This window comes from Pseudoalteromonas rubra (genome assembly GCF_005887115.1).
Classification (GTDB): Bacteria; Pseudomonadota; Gammaproteobacteria; order Enterobacterales; family Alteromonadaceae; genus Pseudoalteromonas; species Pseudoalteromonas rubra_F.
On sequence record NZ_PNCJ01000106.1, the window covers coordinates 1 to 690 of the forward strand.

The following is a 690-nucleotide window of genomic DNA, read 5'->3' on the forward strand; positions in this document are numbered from 1 at the left end:
CTGGCGATGTACAGCCTCCACAGCGTTTGTCGTGTAGATAGGCGTTCTCACGTAATCCGGGTACTTGAAGTAAGCGCTGAGTGTCGGCCATTTACAGCGCCATGATTTGATGACCAAAGGGTATTTCCCCCCCCACTTGGCTTCCAGTTCGTCCAGCGCGATTTCCGCAGCATTCAGGGTTGCAGCCTTATAAACGCATTTGAGATCCGCCATGAAAGCCTTCTGGTTTTTGGATGCCACGTATTTGAGTGAGTTACGGATCTGGTGAATGATACAGTGCTGGATCTCGGTGTTCGGATAGATGGTTTCAATGGCTTCAGGGAGGCCTTTGAGGCCATCCACGCAGGCAATCAGGATGTCTTTAACGCCTCGATTATTAAGGTCGGTCAATACGCTTAGCCAGTGATGGGCACCTTTCTGGTCTGAGAGATAGAGGCCCAAAAGTTCCTTTTTGCCTTCGATGTTGAGTGTTGTGATTCAATAAAACCGGACACTATTTTAGGTGGTATTGTTACCACTCAATGAGAGGTGTCTATGACCAGAAAACGTCGTACTTTTACACAAGAATTTAAATTGGAAGCCGCTGCCTTGGTGCTGGATGAAGGATACTCAGTGCCCGAAGCATGTCGGTCTCTGGATGTCGGTGAAACGGCTTTGAGGCGCTGGGTACAGCAGCTGAAGCAAGAACGT

Annotated in this window: 1 protein-coding gene and 1 pseudogene; one reads left to right on the forward strand and one right to left on the reverse strand. The window is 49.0% G+C overall.

Annotation, left to right across the window (positions count from 1 at the left end; translation table 11 throughout):
- Positions 1-468, reverse strand: a pseudogene (locus CWB98_RS23360) (IS256 family transposase); the annotation flags it as partial.
- A 66-nt stretch (positions 469-534) separates the two neighbouring features.
- Here CWB98_RS23360 and CWB98_RS23365 point away from each other — a divergent pair.
- Positions 535-690 (forward strand): transposase (locus tag CWB98_RS23365; protein ID WP_171045605.1); only part of this gene is annotated, 156 nt, incomplete at its 3' end.